At 31.6% G+C, this 24996-nt stretch carries 25 protein-coding genes; 14 read left to right on the top strand and 11 right to left on the bottom strand.

The features are described 5' to 3' along the window. Positions 1-43 precede the first annotated feature (43 nt). The 5 genes from kbl to ACXIHB_RS09015 all read left to right on the top strand — a co-directional run bounded on the left by kbl (position 44) and on the right by ACXIHB_RS09015 (position 5115). Positions 44-1237: a glycine C-acetyltransferase gene (gene kbl / locus ACXIHB_RS09035; protein WP_462098087.1), complete on the top strand. Its 1194-nt coding sequence runs from the start codon at positions 44-46 to the stop codon at positions 1235-1237. 119 nt (positions 1238-1356) lie between these two features. Further along, positions 1357-2712, top strand: coding sequence for an OmpA family protein (locus ACXIHB_RS09030; RefSeq protein ID WP_047790680.1), 1356 nt, complete (start codon positions 1357-1359; stop codon positions 2710-2712). A gap of 170 nt (positions 2713-2882) precedes the next feature. Continuing rightward, entirely contained in the window at positions 2883-4394 is a 1512-nt protein-coding gene (atpD, locus tag ACXIHB_RS09025) for a F0F1 ATP synthase subunit beta (RefSeq protein WP_047790679.1), read from the top strand. Between the two features lie 43 nt (positions 4395-4437). Next, positions 4438-4731, top strand: coding sequence for a F0F1 ATP synthase subunit epsilon (locus ACXIHB_RS09020; protein WP_047790678.1), 294 nt, complete (start codon positions 4438-4440; stop codon positions 4729-4731). A 102-nt stretch (positions 4732-4833) separates the two neighbouring features. Continuing rightward, positions 4834-5115 carry a Sec-independent protein translocase subunit TatA/TatB gene (locus ACXIHB_RS09015; protein ID WP_047790677.1) on the top strand — a complete coding sequence of 94 codons (282 nt, stop codon included), beginning with the start codon at positions 4834-4836 and terminating at the stop codon, positions 5113-5115. Between the two features lie 504 nt (positions 5116-5619). Here ACXIHB_RS09015 and ACXIHB_RS09010 read toward each other — a convergent pair. The 4 genes from ACXIHB_RS09010 to ACXIHB_RS08995 all read right to left on the bottom strand — a co-directional run bounded on the left by ACXIHB_RS09010 (position 5620) and on the right by ACXIHB_RS08995 (position 10574). Then, positions 5620-6489, bottom strand: coding sequence for a cupin-like domain-containing protein (locus ACXIHB_RS09010; protein WP_073182200.1), 870 nt, complete (start codon positions 6487-6489; stop codon positions 5620-5622). Between the two features lie 96 nt (positions 6490-6585). Next, positions 6586-9114, bottom strand: a complete 2529-nt coding sequence (locus ACXIHB_RS09005; RefSeq protein WP_462098086.1) for a TonB-dependent receptor — start codon at positions 9112-9114, stop codon at positions 6586-6588. After that, the gene (locus tag ACXIHB_RS09000; RefSeq protein WP_462098085.1) at positions 9104-10015 is read right to left on the bottom strand and encodes a FecR family protein; all 912 of its coding nucleotides are present in this window, start codon (positions 10013-10015) and stop codon (positions 9104-9106) included. The genes ACXIHB_RS09005 and ACXIHB_RS09000 overlap by 11 nt, the downstream gene beginning before the upstream one ends. 49 nt (positions 10016-10064) lie before the next feature. Beyond that, complete coding sequence (locus ACXIHB_RS08995) at positions 10065-10574, bottom strand: RNA polymerase sigma factor (RefSeq protein WP_167712850.1); 510 nt, start codon at positions 10572-10574, stop codon at positions 10065-10067. 128 nt (positions 10575-10702) lie between these two features. On the opposite strand from ACXIHB_RS08995, the gene ACXIHB_RS08990 reads away from it, so the two are divergent. From ACXIHB_RS08990 to ACXIHB_RS08975, 4 genes are all read left to right on the top strand, one after another. After that, positions 10703-11755 (top strand): hypothetical protein, encoded by a 1053-nt coding sequence (locus ACXIHB_RS08990; RefSeq protein ID WP_159488534.1) that lies wholly within the window; start codon positions 10703-10705, stop codon positions 11753-11755. Positions 11756-11870: 115 nt separating this feature from the next. Continuing rightward, positions 11871-12644 (top strand): membrane metalloprotease, encoded by a 774-nt coding sequence (locus ACXIHB_RS08985; protein ID WP_462098084.1) that lies wholly within the window; start codon positions 11871-11873, stop codon positions 12642-12644. A 24-nt stretch (positions 12645-12668) separates the two neighbouring features. After that, positions 12669-13256 carry a porin family protein gene (locus ACXIHB_RS08980; protein WP_047790671.1) on the top strand — a complete coding sequence of 196 codons (588 nt, stop codon included), beginning with the start codon at positions 12669-12671 and terminating at the stop codon, positions 13254-13256. Positions 13257-13368: 112 nt separating this feature from the next. Continuing rightward, positions 13369-13950: a class I SAM-dependent methyltransferase gene (locus tag ACXIHB_RS08975; protein WP_125064421.1), complete on the top strand. Its 582-nt coding sequence runs from the start codon at positions 13369-13371 to the stop codon at positions 13948-13950. Positions 13951-13988: 38 nt separating this feature from the next. Here the strand turns inward: ACXIHB_RS08975 and bioB are convergent, their stop codons facing one another. Together bioB and ACXIHB_RS08965 are read right to left on the bottom strand one after the other, a co-directional pair. Beyond that, complete coding sequence (gene bioB / locus ACXIHB_RS08970; protein WP_462098083.1) at positions 13989-15086, bottom strand: biotin synthase BioB; 1098 nt, start codon at positions 15084-15086, stop codon at positions 13989-13991. A gap of 106 nt (positions 15087-15192) precedes the next feature. Further along, positions 15193-16356, bottom strand: a complete 1164-nt coding sequence (locus ACXIHB_RS08965; RefSeq protein WP_159488528.1) for a beta-ketoacyl synthase N-terminal-like domain-containing protein — start codon at positions 16354-16356, stop codon at positions 15193-15195. Positions 16357-16444: 88 nt separating this feature from the next. Between ACXIHB_RS08965 and ACXIHB_RS08960 the strand changes: the two genes are divergently transcribed. Then, entirely contained in the window at positions 16445-16882 is a 438-nt protein-coding gene (locus ACXIHB_RS08960; RefSeq protein WP_047790668.1) for a cytochrome c oxidase assembly factor Coa1 family protein, read from the top strand. On the opposite strand, the gene bioA is transcribed toward ACXIHB_RS08960, so the two are convergent. Genes bioA through ACXIHB_RS08935 form a run of 5 tightly spaced genes read right to left on the bottom strand, consistent with a single transcriptional unit; the run spans position 16868 to position 21381 of the window. Further along, the gene (gene bioA, locus ACXIHB_RS08955) at positions 16868-18133 is read right to left on the bottom strand and encodes an adenosylmethionine--8-amino-7-oxononanoate transaminase (protein WP_159488526.1); all 1266 of its coding nucleotides are present in this window, start codon (positions 18131-18133) and stop codon (positions 16868-16870) included. The genes ACXIHB_RS08960 and bioA overlap by 15 nt on opposite strands. Beyond that, positions 18111-19259: a hypothetical protein gene (locus tag ACXIHB_RS08950; protein ID WP_159488524.1), complete on the bottom strand. Its 1149-nt coding sequence runs from the start codon at positions 19257-19259 to the stop codon at positions 18111-18113. Before ACXIHB_RS08950 ends, bioA begins: the two co-directional genes overlap by 23 nt. After that, the gene (gene bioD / locus ACXIHB_RS08945; protein WP_159488522.1) at positions 19260-19868 is read right to left on the bottom strand and encodes a dethiobiotin synthase; all 609 of its coding nucleotides are present in this window, start codon (positions 19866-19868) and stop codon (positions 19260-19262) included. Further along, positions 19865-20245: a putative signal transducing protein gene (locus ACXIHB_RS08940; RefSeq protein ID WP_047790664.1), complete on the bottom strand. Its 381-nt coding sequence runs from the start codon at positions 20243-20245 to the stop codon at positions 19865-19867. The genes bioD and ACXIHB_RS08940 overlap by 4 nt, the downstream gene beginning before the upstream one ends. Positions 20246-20253: 8 nt before the next feature. Further along, positions 20254-21381 carry an aminotransferase class I/II-fold pyridoxal phosphate-dependent enzyme gene (locus ACXIHB_RS08935; RefSeq protein WP_462098082.1) on the bottom strand — a complete coding sequence of 376 codons (1128 nt, stop codon included), beginning with the start codon at positions 21379-21381 and terminating at the stop codon, positions 20254-20256. Between the two features lie 280 nt (positions 21382-21661). Between ACXIHB_RS08935 and tssD the strand changes: the two genes are divergently transcribed. Genes tssD through ACXIHB_RS08915 form a run of 4 tightly spaced genes read left to right on the top strand, consistent with a single transcriptional unit; the run spans position 21662 to position 24995 of the window. After that, on the top strand, positions 21662-22060 hold the full coding sequence (gene tssD / locus ACXIHB_RS08930) for a type VI secretion system tube protein TssD (RefSeq protein ID WP_073182189.1): 399 nt from the start codon (positions 21662-21664) through the stop codon (positions 22058-22060). A gap of 58 nt (positions 22061-22118) precedes the next feature. Continuing rightward, positions 22119-22616 (top strand): hypothetical protein, encoded by a 498-nt coding sequence (locus ACXIHB_RS08925; RefSeq protein WP_047790808.1) that lies wholly within the window; start codon positions 22119-22121, stop codon positions 22614-22616. A 3-nt stretch (positions 22617-22619) separates the two neighbouring features. Further along, complete coding sequence (locus ACXIHB_RS08920) at positions 22620-23222, top strand: hypothetical protein (RefSeq protein ID WP_125064422.1); 603 nt, start codon at positions 22620-22622, stop codon at positions 23220-23222. Positions 23223-23234: 12 nt separating this feature from the next. Continuing rightward, positions 23235-24995, top strand: a complete 1761-nt coding sequence (locus tag ACXIHB_RS08915; RefSeq protein ID WP_389862325.1) for a type VI secretion system Vgr family protein — start codon at positions 23235-23237, stop codon at positions 24993-24995. Position 24996: the final 1 nt, after the last annotated feature.

The raw sequence follows: 24996 nt of genomic DNA, 5'->3' as shown, positions 1-24996 counted from the left end.
CTAACTTTGACCCATTATAGCAAACAACTTTCAAACATAAATTATGTACGGAAAAATAAAAGAACAATTACAACAAGAAATTCAGGATATAAAAGATGCTGGATTATATAAGTCAGAACGAATTATTACTTCATCACAAGACGCAGTGATAAAAATATCTACAGGAGAAGAAGTGATTAACTTTTGTGCTAATAACTACTTAGGGTTGTCAAATCATCCAGAAGTAATTCAAGCAGCAAAAGACACAATGGATACGCATGGTTTTGGAATGTCATCCGTACGTTTTATTTGTGGAACGCAAGATATTCACAAGCGACTAGAAAAAAAGATTGCTGATTTTTATACTACTGAGGACACTATTTTATATGCAGCAGCTTTTGATGCCAATGGAGGTGTTTTCGAGCCATTATTAACCAAAGAAGATGCTATTATTTCTGATAGTTTAAACCATGCATCTATTATTGATGGAGTGCGTTTGTGTAAGGCAGCACGTTATCGTTATGATAATAACGATATGGCATCATTAGAAGAGCAATTAATTGAGGCAAATAAGCAAGGACATCGTTTTAAAATTATTGTAACTGATGGAGTTTTTTCTATGGACGGAATCGTAGCGAAGTTAGATGAAATTTGTGATTTAGCAGATAAGTACGATGCTATGGTAATGGTAGATGAATGTCATGCAGCTGGGTTTATTGGAAAAACAGGGAGAGGAACTGTAGAGTTAAAAAATGTAATGGATCGTGTTGATATTGTTACAGGAACCTTAGGGAAAGCACTTGGTGGAGCTATGGGAGGATATACCACAGGAAAGAAAGAAATTATAGAAATTTTACGCCAACGTTCACGTCCATATTTATTTTCAAACTCATTAACACCTGCTATTGTAGGAGCATCTTTAAAAGTATTTGATTTATTAGCTAATGATACTACATTGCGTGATAAACTAGAATGGAATACTAACTATTTCCGTACTGAAATGGAAAAAGCAGGGTTTGATTTAGTAGGAGCTGATGCTGCAATTGTTCCAGTTATGTTGTACGATGCTAAATTATCACAAGTAATGGCAAATAGGTTGTTAGAAGAAGGTATTTATGTCATTGGCTTCTTTTATCCAGTAGTTCCAAAAGAACAAGCAAGAATTAGAGTACAGTTGTCTGCAGCTCATGATAAAGACCATCTAGACAAGGCTATAAAAGCATTTGTAAAGGTTGGGAAAGAGCTGAAAGTGATATAAATTAGTCCTTCAAAAACTTGTATTTATTGTAAGTTTTTGTAGATTTGTTTTTGTAAATAAGTTTGAACAACTTACATTTGCGTAATATATAAACGAACTTTTAATTTAAATTTTTAATAATGAAACAATTAAAATTAGCTGTGATGGCTTTATTTGCGTTTGCTGCTGTAAACGTTAGCGCACAGGATTCAGACAACCCTTGGGCGGTTGGTTTCGGAGTTAACGCAGTAGACGTTAGGATTCCTACGAAATTTGGAGATTATGCTAAAGATTACATCGGTACTAGTGACTGGAATATCTTACCATCAATTTCAAGAGTAACTGTTGATAGATACTTAAACGATGGGTTTACATTACAATTAGCAGGATCATTAAATAAAATTGAAACTTTCCGTGAGGAGGATGATATGGATGAGCTTTACTGGGCTATCGATGCTAACGTAAAGTATGACTTAAACAACTTATTCGGTGAAACAGGATGGTTCGATCCTTATGTATATGTTGGTGGAGGTTATACTTCTTTAGCTGACGAAGGAGAAGGAATGTTAAATGCTGGTTTAGGATTTAATACTTGGTTTAACGATAACTTAGGGTTAAACTTCCAATCTGGAGGGAAAAAAGAATTTGCTGATAAGGTGCAAGATCACTTCCAACACTCTATTGGTTTAGTATTTAAATTCGGAGGAAAAGATACTGACGGAGATGGTGTATATGACAAGGATGATGCATGTCCAGAAGTTGCTGGATTAAAAGAATTCAACGGGTGTCCTGATACTGACGGAGACGGAATTAAAGATTCTGACGATGCATGTCCAGAAGTTGCTGGTTTAGCTGCTTTAAATGGTTGTCCTGATGCTGATGGAGATGGTATCGCTGATAAAGATGATGCTTGTCCAACTGAAAAAGGAACTAAAGCTAACAACGGATGTCCAGATGCTGATGGAGACGGTGTTGTAGACGGAAAAGATAAGTGTCCAAACACTGCTGGTCCAGCTGCAAACAATGGTTGTCCTTGGCCAGATACTGATGGAGACGGAGTATTAGACAAAGACGATAAATGTCCAAATGAAGCAGGTGTAGCATCTAACAACGGATGTCCTGAAGTAGTAATTAAGGAAGAAGCTGTTAAGAAATTAAACGAGTTTGCAAGAGCTATCTATTTTAATTCAGGAAAAACTTCTTTTAGAACTGGTACTACTGGTAAATTAGATTTAATCGCAGGAATTATGAAGGAGTACCCAAAAGCTAACTTTAGCATTCAAGGTCACACTGATAGTTCAGGGTCAAACAAGTTAAACCAAAGATTATCAGAAAAAAGAGCTAAGGCTGTTTTAGATTACTTAATCACTAAAGGTGGAATTGATTCAAAAAGATTAACTTCTGCAGGTTTTGGTGAAGATTATCCAATCGCTGATAACAAAACAAGAGCTGGTAGAGCTGAAAACAGACGTGTTGAGATTAAATTAGTAAAGTAATTTAATTACAATCACAATATCAATAAAAGCCTCACATTTGTGAGGCTTTTTTTTATGTAAAAATACTTACGAAAGGTTTTTTAAATTCCACTAAAAAAATTACCTTTGCACCTTGAAAAAATGAGTTAAAACTCATATAGTAAATAAAATAACTTTAATTACATATAGTAATGTCTACAATAACAGGTAAAGTTTCTCAAATTATTGGTCCAGTAATCGATGTTGAGTTTAATACAGAAAATGCTGAATTACCAAAGATCTATGACTCGTTAGAAATTAAAAAAGCAGACGGTTCAACTTTAGTTTTAGAAGTTCAACAACACATTGGTGAAGATACAGTTCGTACCATTTCTATGGATGCAACTGATGGTTTACAAAGGGGGCAAGAAGTAATTGCTACAGGTAACCCAATTCAAATGCCAATAGGTAATGATATCTACGGTCGTTTATTTAATGTAACAGGAGATGCAATTGATGGATTAGGAGATTTACCTAAAGAAGGTGAAGCTGGTTTACCGATTCACCGTCAAGCACCAAAATTTGAAGAATTATCAACTTCTACCGAAGTACTATTTACAGGGATTAAAGTAATTGATTTAATTGAACCTTATGCAAAAGGAGGTAAAATTGGATTGTTTGGAGGAGCAGGAGTAGGAAAAACAGTTTTAATTCAGGAGTTAATTAACAATATTGCAAAAGGACACGGAGGTTTATCTGTATTTGCAGGTGTAGGTGAAAGAACTCGTGAAGGTAATGATTTATTACGTGAAATGTTAGAGTCTGGAATTATCAAATATGGTGATGATTTTATGCACTCTATGGAAGATGGAGGATGGGATTTATCTAAAGTTGATAAACCAGGAATGAGAGATTCTAAAGCAACTTTCGTATTCGGTCAGATGAATGAGCCACCAGGAGCACGTGCTCGTGTAGCTTTATCTGGATTAACAATTGCTGAGTATTTCCGTGACGGAGCTGGTGAAGCACAAGGGAAAGATGTATTATTTTTCGTAGATAATATTTTCCGTTTTACACAAGCAGGTTCAGAGGTGTCGGCTTTATTAGGACGTATGCCATCAGCGGTAGGATATCAACCAACATTAGCAACAGAGATGGGAGCAATGCAAGAGCGTATTACTTCTACTAAGAAAGGATCTATTACATCTGTACAAGCGGTTTATGTACCTGCGGATGATTTAACGGATCCAGCACCAGCAACAACGTTTGCTCACTTAGATGCTACTACAGTATTATCTCGTAAAATTGCTGAGTTAGGTATTTATCCAGCGGTAGACCCATTAGATTCTACATCAAGAATTTTAACTGCTGATGTTTTAGGAGATGAGCACTATAACTGTGCACAAAGAGTAAAAGAAATACTACAACGTTATAAAGAATTACAAGATATTATTGCAATCTTAGGTATGGAAGAATTATCTGAAGAAGATAAGTTGGTAGTTCATAGAGCACGTCGTGTACAACGTTTCTTATCTCAACCATTCCACGTAGCTGAGCAATTCACAGGAATTCCAGGTGTATTAGTAGATATTAAAGACACTATTAAGGGATTCAACATGATTATGGATGGTGAATTAGATAAATATCCTGAAGCAGCATTCAACTTAAAAGGATCAATTCAAGAAGCAATTGATGCTGGAGAAAAAATGTTAGCAGAAGCATAATTAATTGCTTTAAGCAAAAGCTTAAAGCCTAAAGCATTAAAATATGTATTTAGAAATTGTAACACCAGAAGCTATCTTATTTTCATCAGAAGTTGATTCTGTAGCAGTTCCGGGTATAAATGGAGAGTTCCAAATATTAGATAACCACGCACCAGTAGTATCTATTTTAAGTCAAGGTAAAATTAAAGTGCACGTCCATACTCAAGAGCACCTAGTTTTTGATGATTTACATGGAAGTATAGAAAGACTACCAGAAGATGATAAGATTTTAATTATGAAAATAAAATCTGGTACTATTGAAATGAAAGATAATAAAGTAATTATTTTAGCAGACTAAAAAAATACTTTTATCATTATACAATTAAAAGCAACCAAAACTTGGTTGCTTTTTTTTAATTCAAAAAAATATAAGAAGCTTAAATTAATTATCTTTGCAGTAATGAATGGAATATTTTTATTTATTGGTGGACCTGAGATTTTTGTAATCTTATTAATAGTGGTTATGTTATTTGGTGCAGATAAAATTCCTGAAATAGCCAGAGGGTTAGGAAAGGGTATGCGTCAAATTAAAGACGCTACGAATGATATAAAAAGAGAGATTAATGACAGTGCCAAAAAACAAGGTATAGATACAGACTTTGTTAAAGATATAAATAGAGAAGTAAACGAAGTAAAAGATAATATTGACGATTTTACAGGGCCAATAAAAAGAAGTCGTTAAAATTGCTTTATAGCCCTTTTAAAGGGTTATTTAAATAAGGCATAATGTTTAGTTAACTTACTTAGTTTAGTTCCACAGCGTATAATACGTTAAACATTGTTTTTAGTGTTTTATTAACAGTTTAGATTTTCTTATTACTACATTATTTGTGAAAAATGAGAGATTATTTCCTTTAAGGCTCTCTTTAAGTTTTTTTAATTAAGTTTTGGGATGACAAAATATCAAGGTGTGTTTAACCAAATAACATCCAATACAATAAAAAACACAATAACATTCAATTTGGAACTATTTAAATACGAGTAAGTATAAAAAGATGTAGTGAAGCTATTAAGGCCTCTTGATGTCTATGTTTCTATTTTTTTAAGTAAGTTTTATGATTTTTACTAAAAATATCATTTTTAGAGTATTTAAGCTGTAGAAATAACTCTTCAATAAATTTTTTGTAAAACTAAATTGATATATATAGATAAACGCTTGTAAAAGTTTACATAGTTTATAAGAGATTTATACAATCTTATTAGCTTTATTTGTTCTAATTATAGCTTGCTCATTTTTCCAATCAATCCATTTTTGTCCTTTAATACGGCGCATAATATTATCTATAGTACGCATAACAAAAACATTATAAATAGCTTTTCCTAAGTTTTTAGGATTACGAGCAATAGCACGTAAACTCATTGAAAAACCAGGTGTTACATAACGCATATAATGCCAATATCCTTCAGGCATATACAAAACGTTCCCGTGCTCAAGTTCTGCAACATGTCCTTTGGCATTTTTAAGCGCAGGCCATTTTTCAAAATCTGGTTCGTTAAAATCAATATCTTCACGGGTTATTAATGAGTGAGGAATCTTATACAGGAATTTATTTTGCTTTTGATCAAACAAAATACATTTCTTTTTCCCTTCAAAATGAAAGTGAAAGATATTGGCTAAATCAATATCATAATGCATGAATGTATACGAATCACGCCCACCAAAAAACAGCATTGGTAAGCCTTTCATTAAACGTAAACCAAAATCAGGAAAGGTAAAATCTTTTTGTAACTGAGGTACTTCCTTTAAAATATTCCATAAGAAAATTCTAAACTTAGTAGGTTCGCGTTTTAGTAAATCTACATATTCACTCATTTTCATTGTTGCGTGAGGTTCATTAAAACCATCTTTATAATCTACAGGCCTGTCATCATATAACGGAACAGTCTTATCTCCTGCTATCTGCTTCATATAATCTAAAGACCATTTATTATAAGCTGGCCAATCTTCAATAAAACGCTCAATAACCACAGGTTTTTGAGGCTTGAAGTAATTTTTAATAAAGTCTTCTTTAGTAATGGTTTCTACTCTGTCTATTTGTTGCAACTGTAATCCCATACATTCAATTTTTAGAGGAGCAAAGTTAAGAAAATGTTACGATGTTTTTTGAAGTGAATAATGTTAAAAATTAAATGAAGTTTATAATTAATAATCTTAGAAGTTAATTCTAAAGCTAAGGTTGGGGGTGAATGGTAAAGAATACGTATTTATTTCTTTTACATTATCTGTATTATTTTCATCAACAATATAATAGGTGTTTATTATATTTTTTCTGTTGCTAATATTAGTGAAACCAACTCTTATAGTTGATTTTAGATTTTTTGTGAAATTAAAGTTATAGCTTCCAGAAGCATTAATTCTGAAGAAATTAGAATGCCTTTCTTTATTTGGAGTATCATAATTTACAATAACTCTATTACCGTCTTGAATGGTTTCATTGTCTTTTACAGGTTTTGTGTATGGGGTTCCCGAACGTAGAATAGCACCTAAAGAGAGCTTAAAATTATTGGTAATGTTATAGTTAATGGCACTACTAAAAGAGTGTGTGATATCTAAACTACTAGGAAAAGTATCAGGAGTAAAAGTTTCAAATGTATAATTATTTTCCGTAAAGGAGTAGCTTAACCAACTACTAAGTTTTTTAGTTCTTTTATTAATTAAAAATTCAATACCTTTTACCTTATAGTTTCCTATAGAATTTAGTGTTTGAACATTGTTATAAAAACCTTGATTGGCAACAGTTATACCATCAACAAATTTATAAAAACCAGTAAGATCTATTTGTAAGTTATTTTTTGAATACTCTGCTCCAAAAGATACTTGTTTACTTTTAATAATAGGCGTTTTATCATTGTCAGCCAAAATCCATCTTCTTTTTTCTATACCTAAAAAGTTGTCTTGAAAATCTATCTTCTGTGCAGTTGTTTGATTTTTAAACTCTCCTTTTAATTTTAAAAATAGACTATTATAAAGTTGTTGTCTTAAGTTAATCCTTGGTTCTATGATAAGTTTATTAAAATCATGAAAATAATTAGCACGAAAACCTACTCTAGCATAAGTGTTATTCTTACGATAAACTACCTCAGAAAAAAGAGCAGATTTAAGTAAAACTTCTTTTACAGATTTAGAAAATGTAGGAGCATTAACTGTTGTTTTGTTAGAAACACCTATTTCATTAAAAACAGCACCGTTTGTAAGTTGAAAAACATCTGAAAAATGATGATTAGTAATAAGCCTAATTTCAGACTCTAAAACCTTGTTAAATTGAGTTTGAAATTGATTAGTTTCTCTGTTAAAGTCTGATGAATTTATTGTATAATCAGAAATAAAAGTAGAGAGTTCTGTAGAAAATTTGGGCGACCAATTGGCATTCCAACTAATATTAGCTCCAAGATTCTCTTGTTTTAAATTACTGTTTTCTTCTACTGTTGAACCATTGTTTGTATATTCTTCTGTGTATTCTAAGTTGTTTTTTATACTTATTAAATTAGCTCTTAATGAATGATTTTTATTGATGTCATATAACACTTTAAAAGAGTAATCATAGAAGTAGAAATCAGTAGAGGCTTCATTTTCTTTATTGGAAGCTATAGAGTTTTCTTGAAAGCTTCTACTAAAATATTTGTCGTAGGTTGGGGTATCAAAAAAATCGGTATAAGATCTCCTTGCTGAAGCATGAATTCCTAGCTTTTTAGTTATAGGAGCCTGTAAAAAAGCGTCTGCACTTAGCAAATTAAAACCAGCACCTCCAGAGAATGTGTCAGTAATTTTGTTGTTGGTTTGCATATTGACGGTACTGGAAACACCATCACTAAACTTTGTACTAGTACCATTTTTGGTCACTGTAGCTTTTTCTGTTAAATATGGATTATATGCAGAAATTAAACCAAAAAAATGACTCGTGTGGTACATCTTAATTCCATCCCAAAGCATTAAGTTTTGATCGTTCATTCCGCCTCGCACATTAATGTTCGATACACTTTCATTCACACTTTCTACACCAGGAAGTACTTTAATCGTTTTTAAAATGTCTGGTTCTATTAACCCTGGAAGAATTCCGAAATTTTTAGTTTTTAAAACGGTACCTCCATCGATGTTCTTTTGGAGGCCAGTAGTTAAAAAGTTAGGAATAATTACTTCTGATAACTCTTCTGACAAACTTTCTAGATATATTTCTTTACACAAGTTTTGAGAGAATAAATCTTTGGCTGGTAGTATAATAGGTTTGTATCCAATGTAAGAAATAGTAATGTTTGCTTTTGCAGGAACTGAGTTGATGTTGAATTCACCGTTAGTATTAGATGTAGTTCCATTACTAGTATTATTAACTAAGATGGTAGCTAAAACCAATGGTTCAAGTGTATTACTGTCTACTATTGTTCCACAAATAGGAATTTTCTTTTTTAAGTACGATACAGTAATAAACCGATTATCTAAAATTTTAAAATTAAAGATAGTAACAGATTCTAAGTAGTTTATAGTTTCAGATAATGATAAACTATCATCAGGTTTGTCAATGTATACACTTTCTAAATCCTTATCGGAATACGTAAAAGTTACCTGATGTTTTTTTTCAATTTCAACCAAGATATCTTTCAGTAAATTTTTGGTAATAATGTCCTGTGCTTTGATAGCAAAGGAAAATAGGAAGAGAAATAAAAAAGTAGTTTTTTTATTGACCATTCTTGTAAATAGTAATGCTTTTTTCTTCTATTTTATATGATAACTGTAAAGGAATTGTAACTGCTTGCAAAGCTATATTTATGTCTTTATGGGTAAAACCACCAGTATAAAGTTGTTCTAAATTAACATCCTTAGTTTTTATAACATAACCATATTGGTTTTGTATATCGTCTAGCACAAATTGTAAAGGAGTACTTTTAAAATTAGACTCATCTTGTAACCAAGATTTATTATTAATATTAAAAGTATTTAAAGTGTCAATTTTACCATTTACAACTTTAAATATTTTTCCCTTAGCTAATTTAATTAATGAGTTGTTATAGTCTACACTAACTAAACCTTCGTAAGTTTTTACTTCAAAATAATTCTTTCTTCCTTTAACGTTAAATTGGGTTCCTAAAACAGTAACTTTTCCAATAGAAGTATTTACGGTAAAAGATTTTCCTTTTTTGACTTTAAAAAAAGCTTCTCCCTTAAGTTGTATATCTCTACTATTTTTCCAATCCTTTTTGTTGAAAGATACCGTGGAATTTGCATTTAAAATCACTTCAGATTCATCTGGTAAGTTAAAGGTTTTTGTTTCTGCATATTGCGTACTAAAGTTTACTGAATTATTGAAAAGTAAGAAATAAGAAGAAACTAGTAAAACAATAACTGCGGCAGCATATTTATAAAAGTTCTTGTAGTTTAATGGAACAACCTTACTTTTTTTAGTAGTAGCTTTTTTCAATTCAAATTCTTTAAAAGCCTTTTCAATATCCACTTTAGGAGTTTCTATGTGAGAAGAATAATGCGCTATTTTTTCAAGATTTTTAAAGTTTTTATCTTGTTTTAATAGAAACAGTTCTTCATCGGAGATTTCTCCGTTTAACCATTTTAATATGTATTGTTCATCTTTCATTTTGTGCTTAACTAACTTTTAGACAATAAAGAAGTAAATTTCCCTACCCTTACAATAATTCTATTTTTGATCTCAATTTTTTTAATGCTGAAGACATCCTTTTTTCAACAGCTTTTTGCGAGATATTTAGTAACTCAGCAATTTCTCGATATTTTTTACCGTCTATTCTATTCATTAAAAAAACCTCTCGTTCAGCCTCTGTTAAATTTTCAATAGCATTTTTTAGTTTGTTTTTAAACTCTTCTTCTTCTAATAAATATTCCGGACTTTGATTATTTATATCCAAATACGGAGCGCTTTTAGCATAGTTTAAAACAACTTTTTCATGCTTTAATTTGTTTAAAAAAAGGTTGTTTACACTAGTAAATAAGTACGATTTTGCCTTTTCATATGATATTTCTGAACATTTTTCCCACATTTTTAAAAAAGCTTCTTGTATTAAATCTAGGGCAGTATCTTTATCGTTAGATTTATAAGATGAGAAGTTAGTAACGAATTGAATATTAGTCTTATAAAACTCGTTAAAGTCTTCCTCATTACACAGTGATTTTTTAGTCATATGAATGCTTTTATAAAGTTAAAATAGAAAAAAAATCGAAAACAAAGGTAGGGTAAAACGATTTATAGTTTTCTAAAGGGCAGAAAGAGCTCAAAAAACAAATATTTAAAAAAATAAAATTTATTAAGATGAAAACAATAAAATTAATAAGCATACTAGCACTAGTTACTTTAACAATTTTTACTTCATGTCAATCTGAAGAAAACGAACAGGTAGGAACAAATCCAAATGCAAATGCACCTACTTCTGAAACTGCAAAGAAATATAAAAGAACAGGTATGAACGATGGTTCTGAAGATGATTTTTTGGATGGAAATTCATGTGCTGAGTTATTGTTTCCAATAACAGCAACTATAAACGGTAAAGAAGTGACTATTATAAATGAATTAGACTATAGTTTAGTTCTTGAAATAATGGATGAGTTTAATGATGATGATGATACCGTAGTTTTTAATTTTCCAATAACAGTAAAGTTAAATAACTATACAGAAGTAACTATAACTTCGCAAACAGAATTGGAAGAATTAAATAGAAAATGTGATGAAGCATCAGATGAAATGGAGGATGCTATCTCTTGTGCAAAAATAGAATATCCAATATCAATGCTCACTTATGATGTTAATTTAGAACAAACAGGTACTGTTGTAATCGAATCGGAAAAACAATTGTACAACTTTGTAGATAGCTTAGATTCAAGCGAATTATTCTCTGTTAAGTATCCAATAACTATAACTTTAAATAACGGCAGTTCTGTGAAAGTTAATAGTGATTCTGAATTTGAAGACGCTATTGAAGAGTGTACCTCTTATGAAGAAGAAGAGGAAGCAGCAGAAGTAGCAGCCGACGAGTTAGAAACCATTATCAGTAAAGCTAAATTTAAGGTAGAAAGCTTTATTCAGGCAGGAGTAGAAAAAGCTGACGAATATGCTGCATATACTATAGAATTTACAAATGAAGGGAAATTAATAGCAAGAAATATAGTAAACACAACTTTAGAAAATATCGAAGGAGAATATGATGTAGAATCAGATACAAGAGTCCTTTTAGAAGTTGAGTTTGAAGCGGGAACTGTTGTAAGCGCTTTAGGTAATGAATGGGTTGTAACTACTTATACAAGCACTTTACTTACATTACAAAGTACAACAGATACTTCAATAACATTAACATTTAAAAAGATATAAAGAAAAAATCTTTTAAGCTAGTTGATTTTGGAACTTTATGGCTACGCTAGTAGTAGCCTAAAGTTTTAAAAAACCAATGATATTCAAATTACGTAAGTAAGATAAAGAAAGAATAATGAGAAAAAAGTTTTTTACAGTTTTACTATTCAGTGTTTTGATTTGGGGATGTTCCAAAGAAAGTGAACCAATAATTAATGATGGTGTTGAGGTTGCAAAAGAGAATAGAAAACCTACGGGAGCATCAGCAAATGAGTTATTATCAGACAATGTTTATAAAAAAATGATTGTAGAGTTAGCTTATGTTGAAGGATTTGAACCAACTGAAGAGGCAAAGAATAACTTTAAAAACTTTATTAAAGAAAGAACTTTCAAACCAAACGGTGTAGAATTATATACGAAATCAATACCTACTATAGGAAAAGAAGTATATACAATCAATGATATTGTAACGATTGAAAACGAGCATAGAACTTATTATAACACACAAAATACCATAACGGTTTGGGCATTGTTTATAAATGGTAAATCTTCAAAAGATTCCGATTCTTCTTTTGTTTTAGGCACTGCATATTATAATACATCGTTTGTAATTTTTGAAGAAACTATTAGAGAACTAAGTAATGGAACATTTGAGCGAGAAAGAAGCTTATTAGAGTCTAGTGTAATCCATCATGAATTCGGACATATTTTAGGACTTACAAATTTAGGAACCCCTTTACAAACAGACCATGAAGATGCAGATCATCCAAAACATTGTAACGAAGAAAGTTGTTTAATGTATTGGGCAGCAGAAACTAGTCATGGTATTGGAAACGTATTCTCATCAAATAAAATTCCAACATTAGATAGCCAATGTATATCAGATTTACAAGCTAATGGTGGAAAGTAGATCGTAAAATTAAATCAATAAAAGATGAAAAAAATTCAGTTAGTAATAGTATTTATAACAATGATTAGTGCATCTATAGTTGCACAAGATAGTAGTAAAAAGTCCAAAGCTGGTATTAAAGGAGGATATAACTTGTCTGCAGTGAGTTTTAATGGAGATTCGGAAACAGAGCAGCTACATGGATTTCATATAGGTTTTTATGGAGAGTCATTTATAGGAAATAGTGTTTCACTTCAATTGGAACTATTATACTCACAACAAGGGTATAAAATTATAGATGGAGGAGGTACTTATAAGCAAGAGCTAGATTATATAAATCTTCCTTTAATGGTAAAACTGTATCCTTCTGAAAACTTTTTTTTAGAGGCAGGACCTCAAATAGGACTTTCAATAGCACATAAAGAAACCTTTGATAGTGGCTTTATTCTGTATGATACCTCAAAAGAGTTTGATCCTAGGAATTTTGATTGGGGATTAAATTTTGGTGGAGGTTTTAAAACAAATAGTGGAGTAAGTTTAGGAGTAAGGTACCATCTAGGATTGAATGATATTTACGATGAAGACAAACCCAAAAATAGAGTCTGGCAATTTTATATAGGGTTTGACTTCTAGTAAAAAAAGCGATGTTTAAGCATCGCTTTTTTTGATATTAAGTTATCCTCTTAACAGTAGTTAAATTAAAGAAGCTTTATTTTTAAATTTGTAAAAATAAAAGTAAGAAGAAATGATAGAGTTGTCAGAAACATTTTGGAATAATAAGTACTTACATAATAAAACAGGATGGGATTTAGGAAAGATATCCAACCCGTTAAAAGAATATGTTGATCAATTAGAAGATAAAAGTATTCAGGTTTTAATACCTGGAGGAGGAAACTCATACGAGGCGGAGTGTTTATTTAATAAAGGATTTAAAAATGTTTTTGTAGTAGATATTGCTTCAACACCGTTAAAAAGAATTCAAAAAAGAGTTCCTAACTTCCCAAAGGAAAATTTAATTCATGCTGATTTTTTTGAATTAAAAGGCACTTTTGATTTGATTATAGAACAGACTTTTTTCTGCGCTATCAATCCAGGGTTAAGACTAAAGTATGCACAAAAAGCACATGAATTACTAACTAATAAAGGTAAACTAGTTGGTTTGCTGTTTGATGCAGTACTAAATGAAGACCATCCACCTTTTGGAGGGAATAAAAATGAATATGAAAAATACTTCGCACCCTATTTTACAGGAAGTATGGAACCTTGTTACAATTCATCAGGAGGAAGAAAAGGTATGGAGCTGTTTGTGAAAATGATAAAAAAATAACCGTTAAATTTAATTCAACGGTTATTTCTTATTTGATGTTAGGCTCTTATTTCTTTAGCCTCTTGCTTCTTTTGTTCGTTACGCTCAATTTTATGGTCTGGTCTTGTCCATTTTGGTTTTTCACCTAACGATTGGTATTGTGAGTTTTCTGCTTCAACAGATTCTCTTTGTTCATGCTTAAAGAAAGGCTTTTGTGTATTTAAACCTAAATCTTCAAACATTTTCATGTCTTCATTAATATCAGGATTTGGAGTAGTTAATAATTTGTCTCCTGCAAAAATTGAGTTTGCACCAGCAAAGAAACACATTGCTTGACCTTCTCTACTCATTTGAGTTCTACCTGCTGATAAACGTACTTGTGAATCTGGTAATACAATACGAGCAGTAGCTACCATACGAACCATTTCAAAAATGTTTACAGGAGGTTGCTCTTGTAACGGAGTTCCCTCAACAGCAACTAATGCATTGATAGGTACAGATTCTGGGTGTGGAGAGAAGCGAGTTAAAGTTTCAAGCATTCCAGCTCTGTCTTCTAAAGATTCTCCCATACCAATAATACCTCCTGAGCAAACAGTTACATTTGTTTTACGTACATTTTCAATAGTGTCTACTCTATCTTTAAAAGCACGTGTAGAAATTACATCATCGTAATAATCTTCTGAAGTATCAATATTGTGGTTATAAGCATACAAACCAGCTTCCGCTAAACGTTTTGCTTGATTTTCGGTAACCATACCTAAGGTACAGCAAACCTCCATGTCTAGTTTGTTAATAGTACGTACCATTTCTAACACTTGGTCAAATTCTGGTCCGTCTTTTACGTTTCTCCAAGCTGCACCCATACAAACTCTTGATGATCCACCTTCTTTGGCACGTAAAGCTTGTGCCTTAACTTGGTTTACAGTCATCAAATCATTTCCCTCAACATTGGTATGATAACGTGCTGCCTGCGGACAATACCCACAGTCCTCAGAACACCCACCAGTTTTTATAGAAATTAAGGTACTTACCTGTACTGTATTTGGGTCGTGATATTTTCTATGCATAGTTGAAGCCTCGTACAAAAGCTCCATTAAAGGCTTATTGTATACTTCTAGAATTTCCTCTTTCGTCCAATCGTGTCTAATTTCAGTCATAAATTCGAGTTGTTTGTGGTGGTAAAAATAAAAAATTCCGCTTCGAAAGCGGAATTTTATGACTCTTATTTTTCTTTGTCAAGAGAATCTCTCTTATCGATTGTTTTTAAGTGTTCTTCGTTGTGATTAAAACAGAAACCGCATTTCCTCCAAAACCAACAGCGTTTACCAGTATTTTATTGAGTTTTTTTGGAGTGTGTTGAGGTTCAGCAAAGGGAACTTCAATAACTTGTTGGTGTTGTAGCATTAGTACGGCTAATTCTAAACTTAACAAGCCAGAAGCACCAAACGTATGACCGATTTTCCATTTATTGGTAGTTAAAAAAGGTACTTTGTTAGAAAATACTTTTTGAATCGCATTAATTTCCGATTGATCTCCTTTAATAGTTCCAGGAGCATGCATTACAATAGCGTCAATTTCATTTGGAGAAATTGTTCCTAAAGCCATTTTCATTGATTTTTGAAAACATTCTGCATCTGTTGTTACAGAAGTATTGTGTTTCAAAACTTCAGTAGCATATCCAACCCCTTCAATAAAAGCGATAGCATTTTCTTTACTTCCACTCTCTAAACAAAATACAGAAGCACCTTCTCCCAATACCATGGTGTTTTTGGTTTTGTTGAGGTCAAAAGCCTTACATGGATATTCATCATTTTCTTTAGAATATACTTTTAATGCCTGCATTTGAGCGATGGTAAAATCAGTTAGTGAAGCTTCGCTAGCGCCAATCATAAATTTTTCTGACATTCTCGATTGTAACCAAGCTACACCATTAAGTAACGAATGCAAGCCAGTAGAACAAGTAATAGAATGTGAGATTTCTGGTCCGTTACTCTGTAAATCATGCGCAATCCAAGAAGAAATATTTCCTAAAGTAGTAGTTGGAGAGCTTAAGGTAGATGATTTTCCTGTAGCTAAAAACTCTTTGTGATATTTTTCAAACAAAGAAGTAGCACCGCGAGAAGAACCAATGTTAATTCCAAAGTTATCCGAAGATTTCCAGTCTGTTTGTTCCATTGCTTTTCTAGCAACAAAGAGCGTGTATAAAACAGATGGATCTAAATTTTTATATTTATTATCTGAATTTTGAACCTCCTCAATAGCGTGTATATCCTCAACAGTCAATTGTGCTACCCATGCTTTAGAATCTTCAAACTCTTTAGAGCTTAAAAAATGTTGCTTATTTAGGTAGTTTTTCCAAATTTTTTCAGTAGTGCTTCCTAAGGCTGAAACAGATGCAAATGATGTTATAGAGATAAGTTCTTTCAACACGATAAAATTTCAGCAAAAATAAAAGTAAAATCAAGTATTCTAAAGAAAATAAAAATATTTATCTTGGGATAAAATTATTGAAGTTATGAGTGAGCAACGTCAAAAAAGTTGGTTTGGAAGAAATTGGTTGTGGTTTATACCATTAACAGGATGTTTAGGGTTTATTTTATTAATTGTTTTAGGTGTAGGTGCAGCATTTTTTGGAGTGTCGAAAATAATGACAAGTTCTACTCCTGTTGAATATGCTATTGAGCAGGCATCTAAAAACGAGTTGGTTATTGAAAACTTGGGACAACCTATTGAAAAATATGGAATTCCATCAGGAAATATTTCTCTTACCAATGACGATGGAAATGTAGATTTTTCTATTCCGATAAGAGGAGATAAAGGAGAAGGAACTCTTATTGTTAGAGGAATTAAGATAGATGGAGAATGGGTTTACGAAGATTTATACGTTCATATTAAAGAAACTCAAGAAGAGATTAATTTATTAGAAAAGGAAAAAGTTCTAGAGACTATCTAGAACTTTTTCAATAGTTGTATATATTTTTTCAAGTTGCTCTTTCGTAATTACATAAGGTGGTTGAATGTAAATAGTGTTTCCTAACGGACGTAAGAAAACGCCTTCATCCATAAAAGACTTTAAAAGTTGGTCTCGAAGCGTTCCATAACGACCAGAATTGGTGTTTAAATCAATCGCCAAAATGACACCTTTACATCTTGTTGTGTTCACTTTTGGGTGATTTTCTATCTTTTCGGAAAAAGAGATATTAGAGTTTTCAATAAATTGGATGTTGTCCTGAATCTCTTTGGTTTGTAATAACTCAATACTAGCCAATGCAGCACTACAAGCTATTGGATTTGCAGAATAGGTATGGCAGTGGAAAAAACCTTTGGCAATATCATTATCTAAAAAAGTCCTATAAATTTCTTCGGTACATGAAGTAATTGACATAGGAACCAATCCAGCTGTCAATGCTTTACTTAAGCATATGATGTCTGGTTTGGTAGCGACTTCATCAGAAGCAAAATGGTTTCCTGTTTTTCCGAAACCAGTCATTACTTCATCAGCAATAGTTAACACGTCATTTTCTTTACAAATAGCTAAGATGCTATTCAAATCTTCGGCTTTGTGAATTTTCATTCCAGCCGCACCTTGTACTAATGGTTCGTATATGAATCCGGCAACATTATGTTCTGAAATAATCTGTTGCAATTTTTGTGTGATAGTTTCATTATTTTCACCGTTTGGCACAGGAATACGTTGAATATCCATTAAAAAATCTTCAAATGGGCCATTGTATACTGATAATCCAGAAACAGACATCGCTCCGAAGGTATCTCCATGAAAACCATCCTCAAAAGCAATAAACGTGTTACGTTTTTCCCCTTTGTTAAAATAGTATTGTAAAGCCATTTTAATTCCCGCTTCTACAGCAGTAGATCCATTATCATTAAAAAAGATTCTATTTTGATTTTCAGGAAGAATTTTAATCAATTCTTCTGATAATTTTACGGCGGGTTCATGGGTGAAATCACTAAACATTATTTGATCTAATGTTTGCATTTGTTCATATACGCGACTTGTAATGTAATCATTACAATGCCCAAACATACAGGTATACCAAGATGAAATAGCATCAATATATTCGTTACCGTGTTCGTCGGTTAGCATGCATCCTTTGGCTTTTACAATTCCCAAACTGTTTGGATGTGTTTGATGTTGTTTTAGCGGATGCCACAAATGTTTTTTATCGCGTTCTTGTAAGTTCATAGGTTTCGTTCTTTTGAAAAAGAGCTGTCAAATGTACAATAGAAATACATAAAACCACTCCGAAATAGGCAATAAACAGTAGCCACATAATTGAGGTTGAAAACAATTCAGAAAAAAATGCAGGAAAAACTAAAAAAGCTTCTGAAGTGAGTAAGAAAAAGGTGTAAACAATCCAGGTGCTTGTATGGGGTTTTGTTTCCAATTCCATCCAAATAAAAGGCAGGTACATTCCTAAAAATAGTAAATGTAACCAAGCTATGAGCATAAACCTATTCGTTATAACTAAGTTAGAAAAGTAAGGAATACTGCCAAAGCAATTCATAATTCCGATAAATAGTAGTATCCCAAAAAACAATTGGTATGTAAGCTTTTGCTTTGAAAATGATTTCTTTAGTTTTAGGAAAAATAGTGTCAAAATTATTGAGCCAATACCTCCTATAATTTGAATAGCCAGATGATTAAAACTATACTTTAATGAGTGTGTATATAATAGTACAAGAGCACTAATAATTAAGAAGGTTTGTTTTTTTGATAGCTCAACAGTTGTTCTTTGAAAAAGAATGGCAAGCATCCAAAGAAAAAAGGAACCGAAATACTGAAAGTGTAAGTAGAAAAAAATAGCTTGTTGATACCAAGGGGAACTTTGCATTTTCATTGCCATTAAAGGTCCAAGTGCATACGGACCAATGGAAGAAATAAAATGAAAGATAATTCCTACTTTTATTAATGTTAAAGTTGATTTTTTACCAATTAATCGTTTCCATAGTCTAATTACCAACCAGTAACTAATCCACAAGTGTAAGGTAGAGAATGTAATAGTAACCAATGCATACCCTTGGATAATAAACCCTACTAACAAAATGGCAACACAAACCTGTAAAGCAAGATATAATCGATAAGAAGTGTTATCAATTCCATTCGTAAACCTTGTAAAAAGGAGTAGGATTAAAGCATTGAAAACAAAACCCAATAACATAATGTGAGAATGGGAGTGCAATACAAACTTAAACGGAAAGTTAGCAATGCTTCCTGTAAAAGCATAACGCAAAACCAGCCCTATAACTCCTCCTAAAAAACCAAAAATTAAAGGAAAAGACCAAAGATGTTTTGCGGTAACAGGTTTCATTTATAAATTACTTTTAAATAATTCAGCGTATTCTTTAATCACATTCTTATCGAAATAAGGCTCTTCTTCAATCCGTCCAATTACAGGAACATCTGTCATTTTTTTGATAATGTCTTCCGTTGTTTTATGTTTGTTTCCTGAAAAAATCAACGATACTTCAAATCCTTTTTCTTTTAATAAGTTAACTGTTAATAGGGTGTGATTGATACTTCCCAAATAATGACGAGACACTACAATAACTTTATAATCAGGTTTGATAATGTCTAACAAGGTGTTTTTATCGTTAAGTGGAACTAATAATCCACCAGCTCCTTCAATAACTAAATTATTTTTAGTCGAAGGTTCTTTTATGTCGTCAATTTCAATAGTCACTCCATCAATTTCTGCGGATGCGTGCGGACTCATAGGCGTTTGTAGTGCATATGCGTTTGGATGAAAAACAGTGGTTGAGTTAGAAATTAGTTTTTCTACCTTATGAGTATCAGAATGTTCTAGGTCACCTGACTGAATAGGTTTCCAATAATCTGCTTGCAAAGCTTCTGTGACAATAGCAGCAGCAACGGTTTTTCCTACTTCTGTAGAGATTCCTGTGATAAAATATTTTTTCATTTAAAAATTGTTTTACAATCGTTGCAGATGAATTTCTTACTTTCAAAAAAAGGAAAGAGCATAAAAAAGATGTTTTTACGTTGTAAATCGGCAACTAATATTTTTGTAGAATTACATTTTGGACAATGAATGTCGTTTCCTTCTTCATCCTTTACGTAAGTTCTTATTTCGTTATAAACAGTAGCAGCTTTTTCTAAATCATTATTGTGTACCAATAGCTTAACTCCACCAATGGCTTGACTAATTAAAGGATCAGAATCAATTGTTTTTTCATCCATTAACATGGTTCTAATATCTTCTGAATCTAATTTAGCCTTTACAACTTGTGCTTCAGTAGAGTATTCAAACACAGCTAAAATGGTATAATTATCTTGCATTGTATTTTTTAAACAAAAGTAGCAAGGTTCTCTAAAACATTTGTAATTTCTTCTTTAGAATTATAAGCGTGTAAACAAAAACGTAATCGTTCTTGGTTTGTAGGGACGGTAGGGGATAGAATAGGCTTTACTTCAAAACCATGTTGTTGTAATTGCAAAGCCATATTTTTTACATGTTCATTGCCAGAGATAATACAGCAATGAATGGCAGAAGTACTTTGAATGAAGTTTAATCGCAACCTATTGGATTCTGAAATAAAATGTTGAATGTTTTGTTGAAGTTGTGCTTTAGAATCGCTAATAATTAATTCGTCGTAAGCAATTTTTATTGTAGCTAGGGCATGTGGCGGTAAACCAGTAGTGTAAATAAAACTACGAGAAAAATTAATAAGATACTGTTGTAGTTGCTTGCTTCCCAAAATGGCTGCTCCATGACAGCCTAAACCTTTTCCGAAGGTAATAATTCGGGCAAAAACCACATTTTCTAAATGTAATTTTTGAATGAGCCCAAAATTAAACACCCCTAAAGCATGTGCTTCATCTATAACAAAATGCACATTCGTATGTTTTTTGATAATTTGTGACATTGCTGTCAAGTTAGGAGAATCTCCATCCATAGAAAAAACAGATTCGGTAACTACATAAATTTCTGAATCGTTATTCTGAGTAAACCGAAGTATTTTTTCTTCTAAATCTTTTGTGTCATTATGTTTGAACTTAAAAGATTTAGCATTAGATAATTGAATTCCATCTCTTATAGAAGCATGAATAAGTTCATCAAACAAAATAATATCACCACGTTGAGGTACCGAAGCAAAAAAACCGATGTTAGCATCGTAACCAGAGTTGAAAACTAAAGCAGTTTCAGAATTATGAAGTTTAGCTAGCTGTTTTTCAACTATTGTATATAGTTTGTGATTTCCAGAAAGTAAGCGAGATCCTGTAGCTCCGTTAACCTTATGATTGTTATCAACTAAAAACCGATGTGTTTTATCAAAGATCATCTCTGATTTAGCAAATCCTAAATAGTCATTGGAAGAAAAATCGACAAAAGAATTCTTTTTACCGAGGTTTCTTAAAGCGTTATTTATTTTTCGTTGATTGAGTTTTTTATTAAGTTTATTAGGGAGCTGCATAGTGCAAAAATAGAGGAAAATAATATGTCTTTAAAACTAGTTTTTATATTAAAATTACTAAAAAACAATTATTTTTTTAAATGAAACGTTTGGAAGTTAGTTATTTAGTTTTATATTTGTTACGACACAAGGCAATATTTGTTATCTTCTTTCTTCTTATAGAATGGCGCCAAAAAATAAAAAAAGAGAAGGTTTTATATTGTTTAAAGCTTTCTCTTTTTTTATTGAGAAAGCTCTAAAAGTGTTTTAAATTAATTATTCAACCCAAAAAAAAGAAACTATGGGATCATTTAGAGCAAGTTTCGAATTCGCAGGAAAAGAATTCGACGTATTACAAGCTGAGTACAGCTTAAACAGAAACACAGACACAAAAGGTAAGCCATCTTCAAGTGTAAACGGAGGAAGAGTTACTTTAACTATTGAATCTACATCAGATACTTCTGTTATCGAGGCAATGGTGAATAGCCAGTTTAAGTCTGTAGATGGAAAAATTGTTTTCAAGAAAACAGAAGAAGATTCAAAAATGAAAGAAGTGGAGTTTAAAAACGCTTACATCGTTTATTTCAAAGAAGATTTAGATGTAAACAACGAAATTCCAATGAAATTAACAGTTACTTTCTCAGCTGAAGAATTATTAATTGGTAACGCTAACTTAGACAATCGTTGGCCAGTAGCTTAATATAAAACAATGCCTAAGTTTTAAACTTAGGCATTGCCTTTTTTAATACCTAAGCTATATGAAAAAGGTAGAGATAGTTGTTACAAATGAAAAAGAAGGATTAGCTAGAATCACTAGTTATCCTTATCGTCCTGATAAAAAAAGATATGAGGTTCCTTTATATAAAGTGTATGTAAAAAATCTTGAAACTCAAAAAACACATGAATTTAAAGCTATTAGGTTTGGTGTAAAACGTACAAAACTTAAAGCAGCGCATGTTGTAGGTCTTCAAGATAATCAAGAATATACACTGCAGTGGAGTTATATAACTACAATGCGAGAAATGGCTTGGAGAGTTTATTCAGGCTTTTTTATACATAGAGGTCCTGCTAACCCTTTAGCGGGTTTTGGTTCAATAGGTTGTGTTGAAATATGTGGAGTTGGAGAGTGGGAAAGATTCAATACTTTAATTAAGCAAATTACAAAGTGTAGTAGTGAAGAAGAAGTTAGTTTGAATAAATTGGCAAAAGTTATTTATAAAAAAGCTACTAGACCGATACTAAAACTAATACCTTAATAAATGATTTTTCAAAAATCATATAGTTACATATATATCTTATTGTTTTTCTTGTTTGCATGTAAAAGTACATCATCGTTAGGTCAAAAGAAAGACAACAAGTATTATACAGTGTTTTCTGAATTGAAAGAAGACAATAGCTATCTTAATGAATTGTTTAAGGAGCTAAAAGATGATTTTAATCTTTGTGAGGTTACTGAATCTCAAAAAAAGATTTATAAAAAATATCCTAAAGTTTTTTTAGAAGAATTAGCACGAAGTTTTGAAAACACGTCTTTTTTAAAAGTTAAAAGTTTAAAAACGCTTTCTGTTTTATCGTTAAAAGAAAAACAAGAATACAATGATTTGTGTATAAGTATTGAAGAATGGGATTTTGATAAAATTAGCGATGCACACACAGTTTTTAATAATCTAAAAAAGTACAGAGAAAAAGAAATAAAATTCAATACAATAAATTGGATATGGGTAACTTATGATAATCGTATTTATAGGATTAGTTCAGATAATCATAGTGTTACTAATGAGGAGATGGTTAGAGTAAAAAAAAGTTTAACGTCTTTATTAAAAAAGAAAGGTAATGTTAAAGATTTTGCCTTTTACGAATAAAAAAAATAAATTATGAAAAAATTTGATACTAAAATTAGTATAGACGGGCAGTTTATTGATTATTATGAATCAATAAGCTTGGCGCAACAAATATATAATCATCACTTTTTCTGTGTTGAATTAGATTATCAAGTTATTGAAAAGTTAGGAACACATACAATAGATGCTTCTAAAAAATGGCTAGGAAAAGATATGATGATTGTTTTTGAAGATTATAGCTTTTCAGGAGTAATAACTAATATAGAGTTAGTACATAACAATGGGTTTGAGAGTAGGTTGCATGTATCAGGCTATTCAAAAACCATTTTGTTAGAGGCAGGTAAACACTTGCAGTCTTGGTTAAAAAAAGAGTTATCTACCATAATAAAAGATGTAACAGAGCAAGCTAGTGTTAAAGCTGAGGTAACCCCAGTTTTTAAAGAAGAGATAGAATATGAATGTCAGTATAACGAAAGTCATTATACACTAATTAAACGTTTAGCAAAACAATATAATGAATGGTTATATTACGATGGTCAAAAACTATTATTTGGCAAGCCTTCTTCTCAAAAAGCAGCTATAGAGCTTATTTATGGAAAAGATTTACCTTCTTTACATATAGGTATTGAAACAAAACCAAATAATTTTAGTGCATTTTCCTATAACAGTTTATTAGATGAAAAACATTCAGAAAAAGTAAAAGGAAATGTAAAAGGTCTTAACGAATTAGGGGCTCATTCATTTAAAGCGTCTAAAGACGTGTTTAAGTTAGCATCTAATCAACATTTAAATGGTGTTTTTAACGACAAATCTAAAATAGAAAAAGCGATAGAAGCTTTACGATCGTCAAAAATGGCAAATAGTCATGTAATTAAAGGTAAATCAAACAAACAAAGTTTAACTGTAGGATCTATAATTAAAGTTTTAGCAATAGGGTTTAAAGATGGAGAGGGAGCAAAAGAGCAGAAGCCTTATGGAGAGTATATTATAACTGAAATAGAGCATGAAGCCTTTAAAGATGGATATGAAAATAGCTTTACCGCAATAGCTTCTAGTGTAGAAGTTTTACCTACCAATTTTGAAGTTAATTTCCCAATTGCTGAACCACAGCTAGCTACAGTCGTATCCAACAAAGATCCAGAAAATAAAGGAAGAGTTCAAGTAAAATTCCAGTGGCAAGTAGATAATATGAAATCTAGTTGGATACCAGTACTAACTCCCGATGGTGGTAAAAGTGATCAAGTGAATGTTAATAGAGGGTTTGTTTTTGTACCAGAAGAAGGAGATCAAGTAATGATAGGGTTTAGGTATAATACTCCTAATCGTCCATTTGTAATGGGAAGTTTTTTTAATGGAAAAACAGGAGCAGGAGGAAGTGATAACAATAAAATAAAAAGCATTACAACTCGTAGTGGAAGTACCATAACGTTTGATGATGATGAAGGAAAAGGAAAAATAACAGTTAGTGATCCAAGTGGAAGCACGGTTACATTGAATGGAGATGAAACCATTAGCATTAGTGCACCTAAAAGTATAACGCTAAGTTCAGAAGAAATTAAAATAGAAGCTAGTAAATCTGTAACTATAGATGGTAAAGACGAAGTTTCTGTAAACTCTAAGAAAATAGTACAAGAGGGAAGTGATTTAGTAGAAATAAAAACAAAATCGAACCTTAAAATAGAATCTAAAACACAAGAAACTAAGTCGAGTAAATATAGTGTTGAAGGGAAAAGTGTAGATATTCAAGGAATGAATACTAGTGTAAAAGGAAATGTTAAGCTAAGCTTAAACTAAA

This window comes from Tenacibaculum sp. IMCC1, assembly GCF_054906355.1.
Note: the sequence above shows the minus strand (reverse complement) of the source record. Positions and strands in the feature narration are given on the sequence as shown.

Coding starts and splice junctions, on each gene's coding strand:
- kbl (WP_462098087.1), top strand. CDS start 44: ATGTACGGAAAAATAAAAGAACAATTACAACAAGAAATTCAGGATATA.
- ACXIHB_RS09030 (WP_047790680.1), top strand. CDS start 1,357: ATGAAACAATTAAAATTAGCTGTGATGGCTTTATTTGCGTTTGCTGCT.
- atpD (WP_047790679.1), top strand. CDS start 2,883: ATGTCTACAATAACAGGTAAAGTTTCTCAAATTATTGGTCCAGTAATC.
- ACXIHB_RS09020 (WP_047790678.1), top strand. CDS start 4,438: ATGTATTTAGAAATTGTAACACCAGAAGCTATCTTATTTTCATCAGAA.
- ACXIHB_RS09015 (WP_047790677.1), top strand. CDS start 4,834: ATGAATGGAATATTTTTATTTATTGGTGGACCTGAGATTTTTGTAATC.
- ACXIHB_RS09010 (WP_073182200.1), bottom strand. CDS start 6,489: ATGGGATTACAGTTGCAACAAATAGACAGAGTAGAAACCATTACTAAA.
- ACXIHB_RS09005 (WP_462098086.1), bottom strand. CDS start 9,114: ATGGTCAATAAAAAAACTACTTTTTTATTTCTCTTCCTATTTTCCTTT.
- ACXIHB_RS09000 (WP_462098085.1), bottom strand. CDS start 10,015: ATGAAAGATGAACAATACATATTAAAATGGTTAAACGGAGAAATCTCC.
- ACXIHB_RS08995 (WP_167712850.1), bottom strand. CDS start 10,574: ATGACTAAAAAATCACTGTGTAATGAGGAAGACTTTAACGAGTTTTAT.
- ACXIHB_RS08990 (WP_159488534.1), top strand. CDS start 10,703: ATGAAAACAATAAAATTAATAAGCATACTAGCACTAGTTACTTTAACA.
- ACXIHB_RS08985 (WP_462098084.1), top strand. CDS start 11,871: ATGAGAAAAAAGTTTTTTACAGTTTTACTATTCAGTGTTTTGATTTGG.
- ACXIHB_RS08980 (WP_047790671.1), top strand. CDS start 12,669: ATGAAAAAAATTCAGTTAGTAATAGTATTTATAACAATGATTAGTGCA.
- ACXIHB_RS08975 (WP_125064421.1), top strand. CDS start 13,369: ATGATAGAGTTGTCAGAAACATTTTGGAATAATAAGTACTTACATAAT.
- bioB (WP_462098083.1), bottom strand. CDS start 15,086: ATGACTGAAATTAGACACGATTGGACGAAAGAGGAAATTCTAGAAGTA.
- ACXIHB_RS08960 (WP_047790668.1), top strand. CDS start 16,445: ATGAGTGAGCAACGTCAAAAAAGTTGGTTTGGAAGAAATTGGTTGTGG.
- bioA (WP_159488526.1), bottom strand. CDS start 18,133: ATGAACTTACAAGAACGCGATAAAAAACATTTGTGGCATCCGCTAAAA.
- ACXIHB_RS08950 (WP_159488524.1), bottom strand. CDS start 19,259: ATGAAACCTGTTACCGCAAAACATCTTTGGTCTTTTCCTTTAATTTTT.
- bioD (WP_159488522.1), bottom strand. CDS start 19,868: ATGAAAAAATATTTTATCACAGGAATCTCTACAGAAGTAGGAAAAACC.
- ACXIHB_RS08940 (WP_047790664.1), bottom strand. CDS start 20,245: ATGCAAGATAATTATACCATTTTAGCTGTGTTTGAATACTCTACTGAA.
- ACXIHB_RS08935 (WP_462098082.1), bottom strand. CDS start 21,381: ATGCAGCTCCCTAATAAACTTAATAAAAAACTCAATCAACGAAAAATA.
- tssD (WP_073182189.1), top strand. CDS start 21,662: ATGGGATCATTTAGAGCAAGTTTCGAATTCGCAGGAAAAGAATTCGAC.
- ACXIHB_RS08925 (WP_047790808.1), top strand. CDS start 22,119: ATGAAAAAGGTAGAGATAGTTGTTACAAATGAAAAAGAAGGATTAGCT.
- ACXIHB_RS08920 (WP_125064422.1), top strand. CDS start 22,620: ATGATTTTTCAAAAATCATATAGTTACATATATATCTTATTGTTTTTC.
- ACXIHB_RS08915 (WP_389862325.1), top strand. CDS start 23,235: ATGAAAAAATTTGATACTAAAATTAGTATAGACGGGCAGTTTATTGAT.